Annotated in this window: 15 protein-coding genes; 13 read left to right on the forward strand and 2 right to left on the reverse strand. The window is 72.6% G+C overall.

Features of this window, described 5'->3' with window-relative positions; translation table 11 throughout:
• The first annotated feature begins 68 nt into the window (after positions 1-68).
• The 5 genes from thyX (at position 69) to ACFVNO_RS05830 (ending at position 5,450) form a co-directional block, all read left to right on the forward strand.
• Positions 69-866, forward strand: a complete 798-nt coding sequence (gene thyX / locus ACFVNO_RS05810) for an FAD-dependent thymidylate synthase (protein ID WP_220562154.1) — start codon at positions 69-71, stop codon at positions 864-866.
• 178 nt (positions 867-1,044) lie between these two features.
• Positions 1,045-2,226 (forward strand): amidohydrolase, encoded by a 1,182-nt coding sequence (locus ACFVNO_RS05815; RefSeq protein ID WP_355255238.1) that lies wholly within the window; start codon positions 1,045-1,047, stop codon positions 2,224-2,226.
• A gap of 331 nt (positions 2,227-2,557) precedes the next feature.
• Positions 2,558-3,742, forward strand: a complete 1,185-nt coding sequence (locus tag ACFVNO_RS05820; RefSeq protein WP_378889734.1) for a right-handed parallel beta-helix repeat-containing protein — start codon at positions 2,558-2,560, stop codon at positions 3,740-3,742.
• Positions 3,743-3,959: 217 nt separating this feature from the next.
• Complete coding sequence (locus tag ACFVNO_RS05825; RefSeq protein WP_355255232.1) at positions 3,960-4,820, forward strand: PRC and DUF2382 domain-containing protein; 861 nt, start codon at positions 3,960-3,962, stop codon at positions 4,818-4,820.
• 120 nt (positions 4,821-4,940) lie between these two features.
• Positions 4,941-5,450 carry a DUF6309 family protein gene (locus tag ACFVNO_RS05830; RefSeq protein ID WP_378889737.1) on the forward strand — a complete coding sequence of 170 codons (510 nt, stop codon included), beginning with the start codon at positions 4,941-4,943 and terminating at the stop codon, positions 5,448-5,450.
• Between the two features lie 4 nt (positions 5,451-5,454).
• On the opposite strand, the gene aroQ is transcribed toward ACFVNO_RS05830, so the two are convergent.
• The gene (aroQ, locus tag ACFVNO_RS05835) at positions 5,455-6,018 is read right to left on the reverse strand and encodes a gamma subclass chorismate mutase AroQ (protein ID WP_355255226.1); all 564 of its coding nucleotides are present in this window, start codon (positions 6,016-6,018) and stop codon (positions 5,455-5,457) included.
• Positions 6,019-6,207: 189 nt separating this feature from the next.
• Between aroQ and ACFVNO_RS05840 the strand changes: the two genes are divergently transcribed.
• Positions 6,208-7,584: a flavin monoamine oxidase family protein gene (locus tag ACFVNO_RS05840; protein WP_378889742.1), complete on the forward strand. Its 1,377-nt coding sequence runs from the start codon at positions 6,208-6,210 to the stop codon at positions 7,582-7,584.
• Between the two features lie 34 nt (positions 7,585-7,618).
• Here the strand turns inward: ACFVNO_RS05840 and ACFVNO_RS05845 are convergent, their stop codons facing one another.
• A complete protein-coding gene (locus ACFVNO_RS05845) occupies positions 7,619-7,915 on the reverse strand; it encodes an MTH1187 family thiamine-binding protein (RefSeq protein ID WP_355255220.1) in 297 nt (98 codons plus the stop codon).
• A gap of 361 nt (positions 7,916-8,276) precedes the next feature.
• On the opposite strand from ACFVNO_RS05845, the gene ACFVNO_RS05850 reads away from it, so the two are divergent.
• The 7 genes from ACFVNO_RS05850 to ACFVNO_RS05880 all read left to right on the forward strand — a co-directional run bounded on the left by ACFVNO_RS05850 (position 8,277) and on the right by ACFVNO_RS05880 (position 17,241).
• Entirely contained in the window at positions 8,277-9,029 is a 753-nt protein-coding gene (locus ACFVNO_RS05850; RefSeq protein ID WP_220565899.1) for a CDP-alcohol phosphatidyltransferase family protein, read from the forward strand.
• A gap of 207 nt (positions 9,030-9,236) precedes the next feature.
• Positions 9,237-11,738, forward strand: coding sequence for a mannose-1-phosphate guanyltransferase (locus ACFVNO_RS05855; RefSeq protein WP_355256012.1), 2,502 nt, complete (start codon positions 9,237-9,239; stop codon positions 11,736-11,738).
• Positions 11,739-12,349: 611 nt separating this feature from the next.
• Positions 12,350-12,892, forward strand: a complete 543-nt coding sequence (locus ACFVNO_RS05860) for an FHA domain-containing protein (protein ID WP_220562148.1) — start codon at positions 12,350-12,352, stop codon at positions 12,890-12,892.
• A 184-nt stretch (positions 12,893-13,076) separates the two neighbouring features.
• Positions 13,077-13,550 (forward strand): bifunctional nuclease family protein, encoded by a 474-nt coding sequence (locus tag ACFVNO_RS05865; protein ID WP_220562147.1) that lies wholly within the window; start codon positions 13,077-13,079, stop codon positions 13,548-13,550.
• 418 nt (positions 13,551-13,968) lie between these two features.
• Positions 13,969-14,460, forward strand: coding sequence for a MerR family transcriptional regulator (locus ACFVNO_RS05870; protein ID WP_220565897.1), 492 nt, complete (start codon positions 13,969-13,971; stop codon positions 14,458-14,460).
• Between the two features lie 88 nt (positions 14,461-14,548).
• Complete coding sequence (locus ACFVNO_RS05875) at positions 14,549-15,589, forward strand: LacI family DNA-binding transcriptional regulator (protein WP_378889747.1); 1,041 nt, start codon at positions 14,549-14,551, stop codon at positions 15,587-15,589.
• A 299-nt stretch (positions 15,590-15,888) separates the two neighbouring features.
• Complete coding sequence (locus tag ACFVNO_RS05880) at positions 15,889-17,241, forward strand: extracellular solute-binding protein (RefSeq protein ID WP_355255213.1); 1,353 nt, start codon at positions 15,889-15,891, stop codon at positions 17,239-17,241.
• Positions 17,242-17,261: the final 20 nt, after the last annotated feature.

Here is a 17,261-nt window from a genome sequence, read left to right on the forward strand (position 1 = left end):
TCCCGAACTCCAGGCCACGGCGCTCACGCGTGCCCGCGGGCCGGGGCCATGACACGGGAGGCAGTGCAGTGAAGAGGGTCGAACCACAGGTCCGACTGATCTCGCGTCCGCAACTGGACTACGACGCGATCGCCGACTACCTCAAGGAGGTCGGCGGGGAGTCCTGGCTGGAGCGCTTCGACCGGGGGGACCTGGACGACCACCTCAACGACCCGCAGAACCTCGCCGAGTTCGCCGGGCGGCTGTGCTACCGCTCCTGGGAGCCGGGCCTGAACCCCAACGTCACGCGGGTGCGCACCGACCAGGACGCCTACCTGGGCAACATCCTGGCCAGCCTGCACGGTTCGGTGCTGGAGCACGTGAACTTCGGGTTCGTGCTGCACAACGTGTCGCGCGTCCTGACCCACGAGCTCATCCGGCACCGCCCGGGCGTGGCGATCTCCCAGGAGTCGCTGCGGTTCGTGCGCCTCACGGACCTGCCGTTCTGGTTCCCCGACTGGGCCCAGGACGACCCGGAGCTGATGGAGCGCGCCGAGGCCATGCTGGCGCAGATGGAGGAGTTCCAGCTCTGGATGGCGGACCACTTCGGCCTCGACGACGAGGGCGTGAAGTTCGCGGAGAAGAAGCACAAGACCTCCTTCATGCGTCGCTTCGCCCCCGAGGGCGTGGCCACCGGGCTGGTGTGGACCGCCAACGTGCGCACCCTGCGCCACACCCTGGAGGCCCGCACCGCGCCCGGCGCCGAAGAGGAGATCCGCCTGCTCTTCCACCGGATCGGGGAGACCCTCCAGAAGGAGGCCCCGGCGCTGTTCGGCGACTACACCGTGGAGGACGGCGCCTGGGTGCCTCAGTGGCGCAAGGTCTGACCTCTGCCGAGAACCACCACGAAGGCGCGGGGCCGTGCGACGGCCCCGCGCCTTCGCCGTTCGCCCCGGGGGATAGTGGTATACCGTTAACCGTCGGGCTGAGCCGACGGCCGATCTCTCGCGCGGCAACGGCGCCCGCCACCCGGGCCCGCCGCGCCGGACCCGGGAAGGACCCCACGTGACCGCACACCCCAGCACCACGATCTTCCGCGACCTGCGCCCCCTGGGCGGCGACCCCGTCGACCTCGTCGTGGTCGACGGCCGGGTGGCGGCCGGCCCCGCCGACGGGGCGGAGGTGGTCGACTGCGGCGGCCGCGTCGCCCTGCCCACGCTGGTCGACGCGCACATCCACCCGGACAAGACCACCTGGGGCGAGCCCTGGTACTCGCGCCGGCCGGCGCGCGGCATCGCCGAACTCGGGGAGCAGGACGCCGAGGTGTTCGCCACCCTGCCCACCCCCGTCGGTGTGCGCGCCGAGCGCCTGATGGGCCACGCCGTCACCCGGGGCACCCGGGCGATGCGCGCCCACGCCGACATCGCCCCCGCCTACGGGCTGGCCGGGGTCGAGGGCGTCCGGGAGGCCGCGCGGAACCTGGCCCACGCGCTGGACGTCCAGGTCGTCGCGTTCCCCCAGCACGGGGTGCGGCGGGCGCCCGGCACCGCCGAGCTGATGGAGGAGGCGCTGCGCACCGGGGCCGCCGACCTCATCGGCGGCATCGACCCCACCGAGTTCGACGAGGACCCCACCGGACAGCTCGACCTGGTCTTCGGCCTGGCCGACCGGTACGGCGTCGGCGTGGACATCCACCTGCACGAGGGCGGGGAGACCGGGGCGCGCACCCTGTACGCCATCGCCGAACGCACCCGGGCGCTGGGCCTGGGCGGGAAGGTGACGGTCGGCCACGCCTTCGCCGTGCCCCAGGCCGGGGACGGGTTCGACGCGCTGGCCGCCGCCCTGGGCGAGGCGGGGGTCGCCCTGACCACGGTCGCCTCCGACCCCTACCGGGTGCTGCCGGTGGAGCGGCTGCGCGGGCACGGCGTGCTCGTGGGCCTGGGCTCCGACGGGGTCCGCGACGCCTGGAGCCCGTTCGGCGACGCCGACATGCTGCACCGCGCCCACCAGCTGGCCAAGGTCTCCCGGGCCCGCACCGACGAGCAGCTCGACGCGGCCCTGGACACCGCGGCGCACGGCGGCGCGGCCGTGGTGGGCCTGCCCGCGGCGGACTTCACCCCCGGCGCGCCCGCGGACTTCGTCCTGGTGGAGGGCGAGTGCACGCCCCAGGTCGTGGTGGACCTGCCGCCGCGGAACCTGGTGGTGCGCGCGGGCCGCGTGGTGGCCAGGGACGGCGTCCTCGTCTGACCCGGGCGGGCGCGCGGGCCCGGCCGCCGTGTCCGGCCGGGCTTCACCGGACGCGCGTCCGGGGCCGCCACCGGCGGCGGAGACCCGGCCGCCGCGTCCGGCCCGCCCCCGGGGCACGGCTGCACGCGGGCGTACGCCCGGGTCCTCCGCGGGCGCGGAAGGTCCGGGCGCCCCGCCGGGGCCCGAGTGGTAGCGGAGAGTGCCGGATCGGCTCTGAGGGGTATCGGGAATGCGCTTTCCATGTTAGGTTCCCGAGTCCGGGAGCGCTCCTGTCACCACCCGCCCCCGGCCCGCGGGAACGCGCGGCCGCGTGAAGGAGGAAGACACCCCCATGAGATCCCCGACCCCCCGGACCCGGCGCCGCGCCCTGCTCGGCGCCGCCGTCGCCGCGGCCCTGGCCGCCGGCACCGCGACCCTCACCCCTCCCGACCCCGCACCGGCCGCCCTCGCCGCCGCGGAGTCCTCCTCCGCCTGCGGTGACGGCGCCGCCGACACCGAGGTCACCCGGAGCGGCTCCACCTACACCGCCCGCGCCGGCGGCACCACCCTCTACCAGGGCGGCGACATGCTCGCGGCCATGCGCGCCGCGGTCGGCGGGCTGGACCCGGACCGCACCTCCCGCGAGCGCGTGGTGGTGCGGGCCTCCGGCTCCATGCCGGCCGACGCCTCCCTCGACCTGCCCAGCCACACCTCCCTGGAGGTCTGCGGCACCATCGACGTCACCGGCACGCCCACCGCGAACAACGCGGCGATCCGGATCCGCCACGCCCGGGACGTCGCCGTCCCCCACCTGTCCCTCACCGGCCGCCCCTACTTCGGTGTGTGGGTGCGGACCTCGACCGACGTCCACTTCGGGCAGGTCGACCTGCGGCTGTCGGGCGGTCTGGGCATGCGGATCGACAGCCGCGACGACGACACCGTCCGCGGGGCCCGCGACATCCGCATCGACGACGTGTACGTCTCCGGCACCGACAATCACGGTGTGGAGACCTACGGCGTCGACGGACTGACCATCGGCACGGTCACAGCCCGCGACACCGGCTACTCGGGCCTGCTGCTGAACGACACCGCCAACGCCTCGATCGGCCTGGTCGACGCGGTGGACGCCGGGACGGGGACCGGGTACGCCGCCTTCCGCACGGCCAACCGCAACGGCCGGATCGGCGACGGGTACCCCGTCAACATCCGGGTCGGCGAGGTCCGCGCCCGCGGCGGCGGCCGGGGGATCTTCTGCGTCTCCGAGAGCGGCGGCCTGGTCGTCGAACGGGTGGACGTCTCCGGGACGGGGGGCAACGCCGTCCTGGTGGAGAACTGCCACAACGTCACCCTCGCCGGGGGGACGATCGCCGGGCCGGGGGACATCCGGATCGCGGCCCGGTCCGAGTTCGCCAACACCTCGGGGGTGACCCTGAGCGGCCTGCGCCTGGTCGACACCGTCCTCAACGAGAACCCTTGCGCGGTCGGCACGGTCGTCCGCGACATCACCTGGGTGAACAGCCGCGACAACAGCTGCTGACCCCCTCCGGGGCGGGCCGACGCACACGGTCCGCCCCGGGGCGGACCGTGTGCATGGTCTCCGCCAACGCGGGGTCGGCGGCCCGTCAACCCGTCCCAAGCCCTGACCATCTCTTCCCTGATCTGGGAAAAATGCCGTTTCCCCCGCTCACAGGGGGTAGGGCGGCGGGGTGTGGGGTGGGTCGACGGGCCCGCCCGCCGACCGAAGGGGGAGGACCATGGCAGGCCACCGTGCGGAGAGGTTCGTGGGGCACCACGTGTTGGACGACGAGGGCAACGACATCGGGAAGATCGCCCGGGTGTACCTGGACGACCGCACCGGTGACGCGACCTGGGCCTCCGTCCACACCGGGCTGTTCGGCATGCGGGAGACGCTGGTCCCCCTCCAGGGGGCGCGGCCGATCCAGGAGGACATCCAGGTTCCCTACGACAAGTCCACCGTCAAGGGCGCTCCGAACATCGACGCCAAGGAGCACATCTCGCCGGAGGAGGAGCAGACGGTCCGCCGGTACTACGAGGAGCACGCGCCGTCGTCCTCGGGCCGGACCACCGAGGGGTGGGGCGCCGAGGGCCGGACCACCGACACGGCGGGGCGGACCGACACGGCCCCCGAGGGGTGGGCCGAGCCGACCGGGGCGCCGCCCCGCGCGGCCGGACCCGGCCCCGTCGGCACCGGTGAGCACGAGGCGGCCGCCGGAGCCGACGAGGAGGTCGTCATCCGCTCCGAGGAGGAGGTCGACATCGGTGTGGAGCGGCGCGAGTCCGGCCAGGCCAGGATGCGCCGCCACGTCGACACCGAGCGGTTCGACGAGGCCGTCCCGGTCTCCCACGAGGAGCTGGAGGTCGAGCGCCGCCCGATCACCGACCCCGCCGACGTCACGGACGCGCACTCCATGGAGGAGGGGGAGGAGACCTTCACCCTCTACGAGGAGCGCCCGGTCGTCTCCAAGCGGCAGGTGCCGGTGGAGGAGATCCACGTGCGCAAGCGCGAGGTGACCCACGAGGAGCACGTCGAGGGCGAGCGCCGCGCCGAGCGGATCGAGTTCGAGGACGAGGACGGAAACCCCGACGGGCGCTGACGCGGTCGGCCGGGGCGCGGACGCTCCGGCGGACCGCGGTGGTGGCTCCGGCACCCCTCCCGGGGTGCCGGGGCCACCTCTAGAGTGGGACGACGCCCCGACGAGAACGAGGACCGTCCCATGCGCACCTTCGAAGCCCTCACCACCGACGACGTGGTGCGGCGGTTCCTGGCCGCCCACCCCGGGACCGACGCCGTCTCGCGGTCGGGCAACGAGTACGTGGAGGGCGTCCTGCGGCTGGCGGGGGAGCAGCGCGGCGGCCGGTGGTACCGGGCCGTCCTGACCGGCGACGACATCGCCGGGATCCTGCTGCCCTGGCACGCCGGCGAGTACGGGGAGCGCGAGCCGGTGCCCCCCGCCGGGGCCACCGTCGCCGAGGCGGCGGCCACCCTGCGGGAGTGGCGCGAGGACTACCACCGCACCAACCCGGACTGCTGGGGCCGGCTGTCCTGGATGGCCGCGGCCCCGCACGGCCCGCTGTTCCTGAGCGACGGCGCGGTCGACCACCCCTACTACGAGCGGATGGAGCGCCGGGAGGGGCTCACCCACCTGGACGGCCTGCACCGCATGCTGGCCTGGACCCTGTGGGAGCGGCTGCCGGACGAGGTGGAGGCCTACGTGGCCGGGTAGCCGGTCAGGCGCAGACCGACGAGAGGGACACGGCCAGGGCGTTGCGGCCCGGGCGGTCCATGCCGCGCTCGTCGGCGACGCGGCGGGCGGTGCGGGCCAGTTCGGCCTCGCAGCCGGGGGCCGCCAGGCCGGCGCCGGCGTCGGTGAGCGCGCCCACCAGGGCCGGGGTGATCCGGTCCAGGTCGGCGCGGGCGTCGGCCAGGTCCGGCGGCCGCAGCGGACTCCGGTCGGGATGGGCGTACCAGTCGGCGTGCCTGCCCCGCTGGATCACCTTGTTGGCCTCGATCTGGTCGCGCATGACCGCCAGCGCGACCTCCGGGTCGCCGCCCAGGGCGCGGGCCGACCGCTCCGCCTCGGCCAGCACCGTCGCCTCCCGCTCGGGCGCCTCGACCGGGTCGCCGCTGTGCCATTTGGCGGCCGCCACCAGTTCGGCGGTGGCCAGCCGGTCGGCCGACAGCTCCACCACCGGGGCCAGGAGGGCGGTCACCGGGGGCGCGACCGTGGCGGAAGCGGCGGTGGCACAGCCCAGGACGAGTGCCGAAGTGACGGTGGCGGCGATGAGACGCACGGTGAACCCCTCGGAAGACGGGAGGTGGACATCCGGAGTGTAACCACATGACCGCGGATTGTTAGGGAAAGCGGTCGATCCGGTTCCGCTTCCCCGGCTCGCGGTCGCCGTGCCCACCGGGGTGTCATCCCGGCGATCGCCACGAAGGGCACATACAGTCGCACTGTCGGTCACCGGGAGGGGAGTGCCATGCAGGAGGACGTCGGCGCGGAGATCACCGAGGAACCCGTCGAGGGCGACACCGCCCCCGAACCGCGGGGCCGCGAGGCGGCGCCCGGGCGCGGACACACCCTCGTCATCGGGGCGGGCATGGCCGGACTGTCGGCCGCCGACCGCCTGGCGGAGGCCGGCGAGCGCGTCACCGTCCTGGAGGGCCGGGCCCGCACCGGCGGGCGCATCCACACGTTCCGCGAATGGGACGGCACCACCCTGGACGCCGGGGCCTCCTGGATGCGCGGCGAGGAGAACAACCCCCTGGCCGACCTGGTCCGCTCCCTGGGGCTGCGCACCGCCGTGTTCAACCGTTCCACCGAGACCGCCTACGACCCCAAGGGCCGCCGGCTGCTCTTCGACCGGCACCGCCGCAACATGGAGGACGTCAACCTCCTGCACGAGCACATGTACTGGGCCAACATCGGCGCGGGCTCCCAGGAGTCCATGGAGCAGGGCATCGACCAGGCCCTCTACGACGCGAACCTGGTGCGCGCCCGCGCCCGCGACGCCAAGGAGATCGTGCACCGCATGGTCGAGGGCGACCACGGCGCCGACGCCGAGGAGGTCTCCTTCGAGGCGGTGGGCGCCCTGCACGAGTTCAGCGGCGACGACGTGGTGTTCCCCGACGGTATGGGCCAGATCACCGACCACCTGGCGCGCGGCCTGGACGTGCGCCTGGAGCACGTGGTCCTGGAGGTGTCCCACGGCGAGGACGGGGTGTCGGTGCGGGTGGACACCCCCGGCGGGGAGGAGACCCTCACCGCCGACCGGGTCGTGGTCACCCTGCCCCTGGGCGTGCTCAAGGCGGGCCAGGTGGACTTCCGCCCGGAGCTGCCCGAGGACAAGAGGCTGGCGATCGAGCGGCTGGGCAACGGCCGCCTGGAGAAGCTGTTCCTGCGCTTCGACGAGGTGTTCTGGGGCGACGCCGAGGTGCTCGTGCACCTGGGCACCGAGCACGGCGCCTGGTTCCACTGGTACGCGGGCCAGCGGGTGCTGGGGGTGCCGGTGCTGGTGTCCCGCAACGGCGGCGCCCCGGCGCGGTTCCTGGCGAAGATGTCCGAGGGGGAGGTGGTGGAGCACGCGATGGCGTCGCTGCGCACCATGTTCCGCAAGGCGCCCGACCCGGTGGACCACCACCTCAGCGCCTGGACGGACGACCCCTTCGCGCGGGGCGCGTTCTCCTACACCGCCGTCGGCTCCGGCGACGGGGACCGGGTGGCGCTGCGCGCCTCGGTGGACGACCGGCTGTTCTTCGCCGGGGAGGCCACCGAGATCGAGCACATCGCCACGGTGCACGGCGCGCTGCTGTCGGGGCTGCGCGCCGCGGACATGGTCCTGGAGGCCCAGGGCTGAGGCGCGGGCCCGCCGGGGCGGGCCCGCGGCCGGGTCAGAGGTCGCGCAGCTCCTGTTCGACCGCTTCGACCTTGCCCTCCAGCGCCCCGGTGACGCCGGGGCGGATGTCGGCCTTGAGCACCAGGGACACCCGGCCGGCGCCCTCGCCCGCGGCCTCGGTGGCGGCCTTGACCACGGCCATCACCTCGTCCCACTCCCCTTCGACCGTGGTGAACATGGCGTCGGTGCGGTTCGGCAGGCCGCTGTCGCGCACGACCTTGACGGCCCTGGCCACCGCCGGGGCGACGGATTCGCCGGTGCCCATGGGGCTGACGGAGAAGGCGACGAGCATGGGGTCCTCCCGGTTTCGCTGTGGTTCTGCTCCGGCCAGCCTCGCAGACGGCCCCGCGCCCCGGCCACACCCGGCGTGCGGGCGCGTCGCCCGGCCGGCGGGCGCGCCGGCGTCCGCCGGGGCGGCCACGTGGGGGAACGCTTCCGGGGCCCGGTTCGTTCGACCTGGGGGATCGCACGGAGCGAAAACGACATATCGGTCAATCAACCTGAAATGCCGCAGGGTACGATGGGCGGGCGATCGCCTGCCGGGCCACAGGGGGAGTGGGGCACCACGGTGGCGGAGAACGACACCTCGGACCGTTATCGTTGGCGTCATGGGGCGATCCGCGGAAGATGGCAGACTCGAGGCGGGGGGCGATGTGGCCAGCCCGGCGGTCAGTGACCGTATCTGGACGGTTCCCAACCTGCTGAGCATGCTGCGGCTGCTGGGCGTCCCGCTCTTCCTGTGGCTCGTCCTGGTGCCGCAGGCCGACTGGTGGGCGCTGGGCGTGCTCGCCTTCGCCGGGCTCAGCGACTGGCTCGACGGCAAGATCGCCCGGGCCTGGAACCAGACCTCCCGGCTGGGCACGGTCCTGGACCCGCTGGCCGACCGCCTCTACATCTTCGCCGCCCTGCTGGGGCTGGTCGTGCGCGACATCGTCCCGTGGTGGCTCATGGCCATCCTCGTCCTGCGCGACGTCCTCATCCTCGGCGCCCTGCCGCTGCTGCGGTATTTCGGCTACGGCCCCCTGCCGGTCAACTTCGCCGGCAAGGCCGCCACCCTGTGCCTTCTCTACGCCTTCCCCCTGCTGTTCATCGCGGGTTACGCCAGCGTCGTCGGAGATGTGGCGCAGATTATGGGTTGGGCCTTCGCGCTGTGGGGAACGGCTCTTTATTGGTGGGCCGGACTGCTGTACGCCGTTCAGGGACTGCGCCTGATCGCCCAGACCCGCCGTGACGAACGCGTCGATCTCACCGACGGTCACCGTGCCGCCGAGGACGGCGACCCCGGTCGCGGCCTCGACCCGGGTCGCTCCGATCCAGCCACACAGGCGACCGCCGACGGCGACCCCGGCGCGGACGTCGACGGTCTCGGCCTGCCAGGCCGGGAGCAGGGGCGGACGGGCACCTGATCCACCGACGGACCGGCTCACCGCGAGTCCTGTCGGAACGAAAGGGAGTGTCGTCTCCACCATGAGAACATGTCCCACCGCGCGGTCGTCCGCGCACTCCGAACACCTTTTCCCCACGGTGCCTCCCGCGGTCCCCGCACCCTCCACCGTGCGGAGGTGCCGGCGATGACCGCCCGCGAGGAGGGCGCCGCTGCGCCCTCACCGAACATGAAGGCCGTCGTCATGGCCGGGGGCGAGGGCACCCGCCTGCGCCCCATGACCGCCAACCAGCCCAAACCCCTGCTGCCGGTGGTCAACAAACCCATCATGGAGCACGTGCTGCGGTTGCTGCGCAAGCACGGCTTCACCGAGACGGTGGTCACCGTCCAGTTCCTGGCCACCCTGATCCGCAACTACTTCGGCGACGGCGAAGAGCTCGGCATGAAGCTGCACTACGTCGCCGAGGAGGTCCCGCTCGGCACCGCCGGCAGCGTCAAGAACGCCGAGGACCACCTGCGCGGCGAGCCCTTCATCGTCATCTCCGGCGACGCGCTCACCGACATCGACCTCACCGACATGGTGCGCTTCCACCGGGAGAAGGGCGCCAAGGTCACCATCGCCCTCAAGCGGGTCCCCAACCCGCTGGAGTTCGGCATCATCATCGTCGACGAGCAGGGCCGCATCCAGCGCTTCCTGGAGAAGCCCACCTGGGGCCAGGTCTTCTCCGACACCGTCAACACCGGCATCTACATCATGGAGCCGGAGGTCCTGGACCGGGTCGCCGCGGGCGAGGTGGTCGACTGGTCCGGCGACGTCTTCCCCGAGCTCCTGGAGGAGGGCGAGCCCCTCTACGGCTACATCGCCGACGGCTACTGGGAGGACGTGGGCACCCACGAGAGCTACCTCAGCGCCCAGGCCGACGTGCTGTCGGGCAAGGTCGCGGTGGAGATCGACGGGTTCGAGGTCTCCCCGGGCGTGTGGGTCGGCGAGGGCGCCCAGGTCTCCGCCGAGGCCGTGCTCAAGGGCCCGCTCTACATCGGCGACTACGCCAAGGTGGAGGCCGGCGCCGAGCTGCGCGAGTTCACCGTCGTGGGCAGCAACGCCGTGGTGCGCGCCGAGGCCTTCGCGCACCGCACCGTGCTGCACGACAACGTCTTCATCGGCCGCGGGGCCAACCTGCGCGGCGCGGTCATCGGCAAGAACACCGACGTCATGGCGGCGGCCCGGATCGAGGAGGGCGCGGTCGTCGGCGAGGACTGCGTCATCGAGTCCGAGGCCTACCTCCACAACGACGTCAAGGTCTACCCGTTCAAGACCATCGAGGCCGGCGCGGTCGTCAGCACCAACGTCATCTGGGAGTCGCGCGGGCAGCGGTCGCTGTTCGGGCCGCGCGGCGTCTCGGGCCTGATCAACGTGGAGATCACCCCGGAGCTGGCGGTGCGGCTGGCCAACGCCTACGCCACCACCCTCAAGAAGGGCGCGATCGTCACCACCTCGCGCGACGTCTCGCGCGCGGCTCGGACGCTCAAGCGGGCGGTCATCAGCGCCCTGACGGCGGCGGCCATCGAGGTGCGCGACCTGGAGGTCGTGCCGCTCCCGGTGGCCCGCTTCCACACGTCCCAGAGCGGGGTCAGCGGCGGCATCACCGTGCGCACCACCCCGGGGGACCCGGAGTCGGTGGACATCCTGTTCCTGGACTCCGACGGCGCCGACCTGTCCCCGGCGGCCCAGCGCAAACTCGACCGGGTGTTCTCCCGGGCCGAGTACCGCAGGGCCTTCCCCGGGGAGATCGGCGAGCTGACGTTCCCCTCGCGCAACGTGGAGAACTACGCCCACGACCTGCTGCGCGCGGTGGACACCTCCGGGGTCGCCGAGGCGGGCCTGAAGGTCGTGGTCGACTGCGCGGGCGGCAGCGGCTCGCTCATCCTGCCCTCGCTGCTGGGCCGGATCGGCGTGGACGTGCTCACCGTCAACAACCGGCTCGACGAGGACTCGCCCACCGACACCGCGGCCAAGCGCAACCGCGACCTGGAGCGCCTGGGCGAGCTGGTCTCCGGCTCGGGGGCCGACTTCGGGGTGCGGTTCGACCCGGTGGCGGAGCGGCTCTCCATCGTGGACGAGAAGGGCGAGCTGGTGGACGGCGAGCGCGCCCTGCTCGCGGTCCTGGACCTGGTGTGCGCCGAGCGCAAGGGCGGCAGCGTGGCGCTGCCGGTGACCATCACCCGCGTGGCCGAGCAGGTGGCCCGGGCCCACGGCGTCGAGGTGCTCTGGACGGCCACGGCCATCAACGAGCTCACCAAGGCGGTACAGGAGGGGGACGGCGTCATCCTGGCCGGGGACGGCCGGGGAGGCTTCGTCATCCCCGAGTTCAGCCCGACCAGTGACGGCATCGCGGCCTTCGTGCGGCTGCTGGGCCTGGTGGCGCGGACCCGCAGCACGCTGAGCCGGATCGAGGGGGCCATCCCGCACGCGCACCTGCTGCGCCGCTCGGTGCCCACCCCCTGGGCCGTCAAGGGCAGCGTCATGCGGGCGGTCGTGGAGGCGGCGGGCGACCGCGGGCTCGACACGACCGACGGCGTGCGCGTCCTGGAGCCCGACGGCAGCTGGGCGCTGGTCCTGCCGGACACCGCCGAGGCCGTGACCCATCTTTGGGCCGAAGGTCCCGACCCGGACACCGCCCACCGGCTGCTGGCCGAGTGGGCGAACGTCGTCGAACGCGCCGAGGGCTGACCTCGGATCCCTGCCGGGGTGCGGGCCGTGTGGCCCGCACCCCCTTCGGTGTACGGTGGAAACAACGGCCCCGGTGCCGGTGGCCAAGCCGTGCCCGCTGGCTAAACTGGGCATAACGACAGGTCGTGGTGGTACGGCGGCGGCGAGGCGAATCCGTGGGGTGCGGGAGCGAACCAAAACCCCCGGAGCGGCATCGGTAACCAGAGAGGTGTCTCTTCTCGTCGGGACCGTCCCCGGCGGAGTCGGTGCTCCGGGCACCGGATCCGCCGTTCGCCCCACCGCTCCCGAGGCGGGGTGTCCACGGCAGGCCGACGAGGAGCGAAGCCCTTCCCGGACAGGGATATGGTTTAAAGTCGAGTGTTCCCTGGAGCGCCGCGTCGCCTACCGCACGGGCCTTCCCGCAACGGCGGACCCGGTAGAGGTGATGAGGAGTACAACATGGGGGATGAGACCTAGCGACCGACCGTGCGAGGTGCGCCGCTGCCGCGACAGCGGATCGTCTCGCCGCGTTCCGGACGCCGTGCGGGCCCCTCGCCCGCACGACGACCGGAACGTGCCACCGATCAGCCGAATCAAGCACCGCCCCGTGCGGTAGGAGGCCGAGCCGACCTATGTCGAGCGTTTACTGCACGCAGTGCGGTCACGCCGTTGCGGATGATGCCCGTTTCTGCTCCCACTGTGGGACCCCCGTCCGCAGGGACGGACAGCCCGGTCCCCGGCCCGGGGGGAGCGGGGAGTCCGCCGGAGACGTCACGTCCACCATCTCCATCTCCGGCATACAGGCCCTGGAGGAGGAGGACTCCGGTGACGAGTCGGGCAACGTCGACCCCACCAACGTCGACGCCCTGCCGCCCGGTACGGCTCTCCTGGTGGTGAAGCGCGGTCCCAACGCCGGCAGTCGCTTCCTCCTGGAGAACGACGTCACGACCGCCGGGCGCCACCCCAACAGCGACATCTTCCTCGACGACGTCACCGTCTCGCGGAGGCACGTCGAGTTCTTCCGCCGCGGCAACGGTTTCGGCGTCCGCGACGTGGGCAGCCTCAACGGCACCTACGTCAACCGGGAGCCGGTGGACGAGGCCGAGCTGGGCGGCGGCGACGAGATCCAGATCGGCAAGTTCCGGATGGTGCTGCTGACCAAGCCGCGCCGCTGAGGAACGGTATCGGGCGTGCGCGCGCACCGTTGACGGCGGCGGCCGGGGCCGAGTAGGTTTGCGGCCCCCCGCCGCCGGAGAGCTTTGTATCGAAGGGTGCCGATTTCGCCCTCGGGTCCTGATCCAACGGGGGATACAGGGACGAGCGCCCATCCGGCATGACGACTCGTGGGACGGAGCCGCTGTGAAGCACATGGAGTTCGTCGGCGTCCGGGTTGAGATGCCCTCGAACCAGCCGATAATCCTGCTCAAGGAATCCGACGGGGACCGCTACCTCACGATCTGGATCGGCGGGGTGGAGGCGACCGCGATCGCGCTCGCGCAGCAGGGTGTGGTCCCGGCCCGGCCGCTCACCCACGACCTGTTCCGGGACGTGCTGGACGCGCTGGACACCCAGCTCACCACGGTCAACATCACCGGGCTGAACGACGGCATCTTCTACGCCGAGCTCGTGTTCAGCAACGGTGCCGAGGTCAGCGCCCGGCCCTCGGACTCGATCGCGCTGGCGCTGCGGACCGGTACGCCGATCTACGCGCACGAGGACGTGATCGACGAGGCCGGGATGCCCATCCCGGACGAGCAGGAGGACCAGGTCGAGGCGTTCAGGGAATTCCTCGACAACATCACGCCCGAGGATTTCGGGCGCCGTACGGAGTGAAACCGCGCCGGGCGCTCGGGGACGCCCCGGAACACGGCCGCGACCTGCGGTGATGTTCCGGGGTGCCGGTGTTAGATTGGGGACGGGGAAGTGAACGTCGAGGTCGGGGCCGAAAAACGGGGTGCGCGCACACGGCGTGACCACCGCGGCTCCGCGGCACCCGGGGGCGCGCACTTGGCGACGCGCCGAGGGGTGTCGTTGACGCTGCCCTCCGGCCGCCTTACGGTCGGTGCAGTGGAACCCGCGGCGCACCCGTTCCCTTTGTGGACATCCCCTGTCGAGACCGCCGCGGGACGAGAAGCCGGAGGTCGGCGTGGCGGTAGCGAGCGGCAAGCGGGAACCCCATGACAGGCGGTCCGCGCTGCGGCTAGCGGGGCAGCAGGGCCTACCGTGCGAAGAGGACGTGGTGGCGCCGCCTATGGACGTCGGGTACCGGGGTCCCGCGGCCTGTACGGCCGCCGGGATCACCTACCGTCAGCTCGACTACTGGGCCAGAACCGGCCTGGTGGAGCCGAGCGTGCACACCGGTGCCCACAACGCCCCCCTGTACAGCCTCCCCGACGTCCTGCTGCTCAAGGTGGCCAAGCGGCTGCTGGACACCGGGATATCCCTCCAGCAGATCCGCACCGCCGTGGACCACCTGCGCGGCCGCCCCGCCCCCGAGCTGGCCCGCATCACCCTCATGAGCGACGGCGTCAGCGTCTACGAGTGCACCTCCCCCGAGGAGGTCGTCGACCTCATGCAGCGCGGCCAGGGCATGTTCGGGCTGGCGCTGGCCAACGTCTGGCGGGAGCTGGAGGAGGCGCTGGGCGTGGTCCCGGCCGAGGAGCGCGGCGAACTGCCCCCCGCCCCGCCCGCGGCCCCGGTGGACGAGCTGGCCCGCCGGCGCAAGGAGCGCCGCACCGGCTGACCCGGGCTCCGCGCCGAGCGCCGCAAGCCGATGACGATTCCTGCAAGCGGATGCAAGCCGCTTGCGTTCCATGCCGTACCTTAGGGGCATGAAACGTCGACTCGCGGAGGTCGCCGAGAAGGTCGGGGTCAGCGAGGCCACGGTCAGCCGGGTCCTCAACGGCAAGCCCGGGGTGTCCCCCGGTACGCGCGAAGCCGTCCTGACCGCCCTTGACGTCCTCGGTTACGAGCGCCCCACCCAGCTGCGCGGCGAGCGCGCACGCCTGGTGGGCCTGGTGCTGCCCGAACTCCAGAACCCCATCTTCCCCGCCCTGGCCGAGGTCATGGCCACCGAACTGGCCCGGCGCGGCTTCGCCCCGGTGCTGTGCACGCGCACGGCCGGCGGGGTCACCGAGGCCGACTACGTCTCGCTGCTGCTGTCCCAGCAGGTCTCCGGCATCATCTTCGCCGGCGGGCTGTACGCCCAGGGCGACGCCGCTCACGACCACTACGCCGACCTGCACGAGCGCAACCTGCCCACGGTGCTCGTCAACGCGGCCGTCGACTCCCTGGACTTCCCCCGGGTGGCCTGCGACGACGCGGTCGCCGTCGAGCAGGTGGTCGCCCACCTGCGGGCGCTGGGCCACGAGCGCATCGGCCTGGTGGCGGGCCCGCCCGACCACGTCCCCTCCCAGCGCAAGCGGGCGGCGCTGCGCTCCTGCTTCGGCGACGGCCCGCCGCCCCCGGTGGAGCACGCCCTGTACTCGATGGAGAACGGCCGGGCCGCCGCCGAGCGGCTGCTGGAGCGCGGGGTCACCGGGATCCTGTGCGCCAGCGACGTGATGGCGCTGGGGGCGGTGCGGGCGGTCCGGCGGCGCGGGCTGTCGGTGCCCGGGGACGTGTCGATCGTCGGGTACGACGACTCCCCGCTGATGGCCTGCACCGATCCGCCGCTGACCACGGTGCGCCAGCCGATCGAGGCGATGGGCCGGTCGGCGGTGGAGGTGCTGGCCCGGTGGATCGACGGCGGCCGGGTCTCCCGCGAGGAGCTGATGTTCGAGCCGGAGCTGGTGGTGCGGGCCTCGGCGGGCCCGGCCCCGGCCCGCCCGGACGGCGGCCCCCGGGGCGAGAGGGAGACCGTCCGGGGCTGAGACACGGGGACCCCGGAGGGGGCGTGCGCGACCGCGCGCGCCCCCTCTGTCGTGTCTGGGACCTCGTGCGCCGGATGTCCTCGTCCGGGCGGTTCCGCGGGGCTTCGTTACGCCTTCGTTAGGCGGGTTCGCCCGGCTCCCCTGTGTGATCCAGTTCGCATTATGCCTGTATTTCCAGGCTGTGTAGCTGATTTGCAGGCTCATGTTCATTTCTTGCAGAAGTGTGTCCGGCTGTTTTATCGTTCCGGCACCACCACATGGCTTCCCCGGGGGAGGAGCCGGAAAGGAACGAGCAGGTTATGGGCACACACCGTGTCGCAGTTCCCCGGCGCACCGCACTCGCGGCCGCCGCCGTCGCCCTGGCGGTGGGCGTCACCGCCTGCGGCTCCGACGCCCCGGCCGCCGACGGCACCGTCACGATCGTCGTCAACGGCCAGCCGGAGCGGACCAAGCCGGTCGAGCGGGCGATCTTCGACGACGACGTGGAGGAGTTCCACTCCCTCCACGAGGACATCCGCATCGACCCCCGCGAGGGGTTCATGGACCCCGCGACGTTCCAGACCAAGCTCGCCGGAGGGCAGCTGGAGGACGTCTTCTACGTCTACTTCACCGACCCCGCCGCGCTCATCGAGCGCGGCCAGGTCTCCGACATCACCGAGCAGGCCGAGGCCCTGGGCATCACCGACCGGATCCAGCCCGGGCTGCTCGACGTGTTCCGCGACGAGGAGGGCCGCCTGTACGGGCTGCCCACCGCCAACTACTCGATGGGCCTGGTCTACAACCGGACCCTGTTCGAGGAGGCCGGACTGGACCCCGACTCCCCGCCCACCACCTGGGAGGAGGTCCGCGAGGCCGCCGACGCCATCAGCGACCTGGGCGAGGACTACGTCGGCTTCGCCGAGCTGAGCACCAACAACCAGGGCGGCTGGCACTTCAACGCCTGGATGAACTCCCTGGGCGCCGAGACCGTCGACCGCGGCACCATGACCGCGAACGTCGACGGCGCCCAGGGCCGGGAGATCCTGGAGACCCTCCACGCCATGCGCTGGGAGGACGGCTCCATGGGCGACCGGCAGATGCTGGAGTTCGAGGACCTCCAGCGCATGATGGGCGCGGGGACCCTGGGGATGTACATCGGCGCGCCCGACAACCTCAAGCCCATCGTCGACAACTTCGAGGGCGACTACGACGACTACGGCCTGGCCCCCATGCCCGAGCAGCAGGGCACGCTGATCGGCGGCGAGGGCTACATGTTCAGGGCCGGGCTCACCCCGGAGCAGATCGAGGCGGGCCTGACCTGGCTCCAGTGGAAGTTCCTGGAGCCCGACCGGTTCCAGGAGATGATCGACGACGCCCTCGAACTGGGCTCCCCGGTCGGCCTGCCGATGGCGCCCACGCCCGACATCTGGGTCGGCGGCACCCGCGAGGAGCAGCTGGCCCTGAAGGAGGCCAATGCCAACGTCCCGCTGGACAACTACCAGAGCTTCGTGGACGCCCAGCCCGACATCCCCGGCTTCGTCGAGCCCCCGCAGGCCCAGCAGGTCTACGCGATCCTCGACACGGCCATGCAGGCGGTGCTGACCCGCGAGGACGCCGACATCGACGAGCTGCTCGCCACCGCGAGCGACGAGATCGACGCCGTCCTGGAGTGACGCCCCCGCCCCCGGCGGCG

Origin of the sequence: Nocardiopsis sp. NPDC057823 (assembly GCF_042797335.1) — a bacterium.
GTDB classification, from domain to species: Bacteria; Actinomycetota; Actinomycetes; order Streptosporangiales; family Streptosporangiaceae; genus Nocardiopsis; species Nocardiopsis changdeensis.